Source organism: Streptomyces sp. DvalAA-14, assembly GCF_900091855.1.
In the GTDB taxonomy this organism is placed as follows: domain Bacteria; phylum Actinomycetota; class Actinomycetes; order Streptomycetales; family Streptomycetaceae; genus Actinacidiphila.
Genome location: NZ_FMCH01000384.1, coordinates 1 through 3,730, shown reverse-complemented (window position 1 = coordinate 3,730; position 3,730 = coordinate 1). Strand labels below are relative to the sequence as shown.

The 3,730-nt window shown below is 72.9% G+C and carries 4 protein-coding genes and 1 pseudogene; 2 read left to right on the top strand and 3 right to left on the bottom strand.

What is annotated here, in order from left to right; genetic code table 11:
- Together GA0115240_RS37015 and GA0115240_RS38380 are read right to left on the bottom strand one after the other, a co-directional pair.
- Positions 1 to 431: pseudogene (locus GA0115240_RS37015) on the bottom strand (hypothetical protein); the annotation flags it as partial.
- Between the two features lie 113 nt (positions 432 to 544).
- Positions 545 to 670: a hypothetical protein gene (locus GA0115240_RS38380; protein WP_256069895.1), complete on the bottom strand. Its 126-nt coding sequence runs from the start codon at positions 668 to 670 to the stop codon at positions 545 to 547.
- Positions 671 to 793: 123 nt separating this feature from the next.
- Here GA0115240_RS38380 and GA0115240_RS19900 point away from each other — a divergent pair, with 123 nt between their 5' ends.
- Both GA0115240_RS19900 and GA0115240_RS19895 read left to right on the top strand, forming a co-directional pair.
- Positions 794 to 2,446, top strand: a complete 1,653-nt coding sequence (locus GA0115240_RS19900; RefSeq protein ID WP_093738107.1) for a DNA repair helicase XPB — start codon at positions 794 to 796, stop codon at positions 2,444 to 2,446.
- A 402-nt stretch (positions 2,447 to 2,848) separates the two neighbouring features.
- Positions 2,849 to 3,310, top strand: coding sequence for a VanZ family protein (locus tag GA0115240_RS19895; RefSeq protein ID WP_093738105.1), 462 nt, complete (start codon positions 2,849 to 2,851; stop codon positions 3,308 to 3,310).
- 151 nt (positions 3,311 to 3,461) lie between these two features.
- Here GA0115240_RS19895 and GA0115240_RS19890 read toward each other — a convergent pair.
- The coding region (locus GA0115240_RS19890) for a WYL domain-containing protein (RefSeq protein WP_141708902.1) at positions 3,462 to 3,730 on the bottom strand (269 nt) is incomplete at its 5' end.

The following is a 3,730-nucleotide window of genomic DNA, read 5'->3' as shown; positions in this document are numbered from 1 at the left end:
ACGGCTGGAGGTGGCCCGTAGACCGGCCTGGTGGTCGTCGCGGCGGGCCAGGAGTCCGACGGCTGCGGGTGGCCGTACACGGGCCGCGTGGTCGGCGCCCCGGCCTCAGGGGCAGCCGGCTGCCGGCTGGCGTACCCGGTGCCGTAGGAAGGCCGGGTGTGCTCGGAGGCGCCCGAGCCGAAGGAGGGCCGGCCGTGGTCGGAGCCGGCGAAGCCGCCGGAGTCGCCGGAGTCGCCGGAGTCGCTCTGGGTGTACGCGGTGCCCGGCACGCCGTCGTCGTCCGTGCGGCTGACGCCGAACGCGGAGCCGGGGAGCAGCAGGCCGGCGGCGGCCATGACCGCCGCGCCGACGACTGCCGTGGACGCCGCGACAGCCCGCAGCGTCCTCCGCTGGCGCGGCGGGGCGGGAGGGTGCGTCTGCTGGTGATCCATGGGGGCAGAAAACATCACATATGACTCATCAGCTTGTATGCCACGAACGGTGGCCCGGCAGATTCGCACGGATGGCCACACCCGCCCCACCGCCGTGTCCGCCACCCGGGTGATCACGGCGCCGAGCCCGGCGGGCGCATCCCGGCCGGGGCCGCGACCACCGCCCGCACCGGGGCCGCGATCACCGCCCGCACCGGGGCCGCGATCACCGCCCCCACCGGGGCCGGGACGGCGGCCACCCGGGCATGCCCGCCATTCGACGTACAATTTTCTGTTCCCCCCGAACGCGCCCCGGGCCGATCGCGTCACCGCGGTCCCCGGCACGTCCGGTCCAACACGCTCCCCGACCGCGGAGGTCCTGCGTGTCCTGTCTGATCGTCCAGAGCGACAAGACCCTCCTGCTGGAGGTCGACCACGAACAGGCCGACGCCTGCAGGCGGGCCATCGCCCCCTTCGCCGAGCTGGAGCGCGCCCCCGAGCACATCCACACCTACCGGCTGACCCCCCTCGGCCTGTGGAACGCCCGTGCGGCCGGCCACGACGCCGAGCAGGTGGTCGACGCGCTGGTGGAGTACTCCCGCTACCCGGTGCCGCACGCGCTGCTCGTCGACGTGGCCGAGACGATGGACCGCTACGGGCGGCTGCGGCTCAGCAAGGACCCGGTGCACGGCCTGGTCCTGACCACCACCGACCGGCCGGTCCTGGAGGAGATCCTGCGGTCCAAGCGGATCCAGCCGCTGGTGGGCGCCCGGATCGACGAGGACACCGTGCTGGTGCACCCCTCCGAGCGCGGCCAGATCAAGCAGGCGCTGCTCAAGCTGGGCTGGCCGGCCGAGGACTTCGCCGGCTACGTCGACGGCGAGGCGCACCAGATCGACCTGGCCGAGGACGGCTGGAGCCTGCGGCCGTACCAGCAGCAGGCGGTGGAGAACTTCTGGCACGGCGGTTCGGGCGTCGTGGTGCTCCCCTGCGGCGCCGGCAAGACGCTGGTCGGCGCGGGCGCGATGGCCCAGGCCAAGGCGACCACGCTGATCCTGGTGACGAACACCGTGTCGGCCCGGCAGTGGAAGCACGAGCTGGTGAAGCGGACCTCGCTGACCGAGGAGGAGATCGGCGAGTACAGCGGCACCCGCAAGGAGATCCGGCCGGTGACCATCGCCACCTACCAGGTGCTGACCACCCGGCGGAAGGGCGTCTACCCCCACCTGGAGCTGTTCGACTCCCGCGACTGGGGCCTGATCGTCTACGACGAGGTGCACCTGCTGCCGGCCCCGGTGTTCAAGTTCACCGCCGACCTGCAGGCCCGGCGCCGGCTGGGGCTGACCGCGACCCTGGTCCGCGAGGACGGCCGCGAGTCGGACGTCTTCTCGCTGATCGGGCCCAAGCGCTTCGACGCGCCCTGGAAGGAGATCGAGGCGCAGGGCTACATCGCGCCGGCCGACTGCGTCGAGGTCCGGGTCAACCTCACCGAGACCGAACGGCTCGCGTACGCCACCGCCGAGGCCGAGGACAAGTACCGCTACTGCGCCACCACCGCGACCAAGCGCAAGGTCACCGAGGCGCTGGTCCGCAAGCACGCCGGGCAGCAGACCCTGGTCATCGGGCAGTACATCGACCAGCTGGACGAGCTGGGCGAGCACCTGGGCGTGCCCGTGATCAAGGGCGAGACGTCCAACGCGCAGCGGGAGAAGCTCTTCGAGGCCTTCCGGCAGGGCGAGATCTCGGTGCTGGTGGTCTCCAAGGTGGCCAACTTCTCCATCGACCTGCCCGAGGCGACGGTGGCCATCCAGGTGTCCGGCACGTTCGGCTCCCGCCAGGAGGAGGCCCAGCGCCTCGGCCGCATCCTGCGTCCCAAGGCCGACGGGCACGAGGCCCGCTTCTACTCCGTGGTCGCCCGGGACACCATCGACCAGGACTTCGCCGCGCACCGCCAGCGCTTCCTGGCCGAACAGGGCTACGCCTACCGGATCGTGGACGCCGACGACCTGCTGACGGGGGCCGGCGAGGACATCTGACGGGGATCCCGCGGGCGGCCGAGGAGGGAAGCCCGCGGGGTGCGTACGGGGGCCGGTTCGGGGTAAGCGCCAAGAGCACACAGGGTGCGGGTACTTACCGAGGGGGATGCGGTTCATGGCCGTCCGAGACACGCTGTTCCGCGTGACGTCGAAAAGGCCGGAACCCAAGCCGGAGCCGGAACCAAAACCGCGTCGGGTGAAGGACGGTGCCGCCAAGGCGCCGGCCCCCGAGCGGCCCGCCCGCAAGAGCCGTACGCTCGGTTCGCTCCGGGGCCGCACCGCCGGCCCCCGCCCGCCCGACGCCCGCCCCCCCGAAGCCCCCGGCCCCGGCCCCCCGAGCCGCCGCGCCGCCCGGTCCTGCAACGGCGCTCGTTCGGCTCCTCGCTGGCCCGGGCCGCGGTGATGGCGCTGGCGATCCTCGGCATGCTGGCCTTCGCGGTCGCCCTCGCCAAGGTGACGCTGGTGCCCTCCCCGGCCTCGGTCAAGCTCGTGCACACCAACCTCCGCCCGGGCGCCTCCATCCGCGCCTACCTCGACCAGCCGACCCTGCGCGACACCGTCAAGCAGATCGGCGGCAACGTCCTGCTCGGGGTGCCCTTCGGCATCCTGCTGCCGATGCTCTTCCCCAAGGCCCGCGGCCTGGTCCGCGTCCTGGTGCTCACCGCCCTCGTCATGGTGATGATCGAGATCACCCAGGGCGCGATCGTCGAGGGCCGTGCCTTCGACATCGACGACGTCATCCTCAACACCACCGGCGCCCTGATCGGCTACGTCCTGCTGGGCCGCCGCCTGGGCCTGGCCCTCCACCCGCGCCGCACCCACTGGTGGCACCGGATGGGATACGGGCGCAAGCCGGAGGAGTGACCGGAGCGGGCGGGCGGTGTCAGTGGGCCATGGCCCATGGTGTGTGACGCTGAAGCCGCCGTACTCCGCGCAAGCCGGGATCGAGCACCTGTGGCGGCTCGAACTGGAGCCCGCGCCCGCGCTGATCGTCTCGGACCGTCAGGCCGGACCGTCAGGCCGGGTCGTCGGCGAGTTCGGAGACGCCGGTGATGCGGTGCAGGGCGAAGGTGCGGAGGCTGTCCGCGTTGTGGTCGTAGGCGGTGACGTAGCCGCCCTCGACGCGGACCGGGGCGATGACGCGCTGGGTGGCGGCGCCCTCGGCGTTGACGTAGCCGATCCAGAGGGACTCGCCGGCCAGGACGGCTGCCTGCATGGTGGCCAGGGTGTCGGCGGTCGGGGTCCGGGGCACGCCCTCGGCGGCCGGGGGCGCGGCGCGGTGCA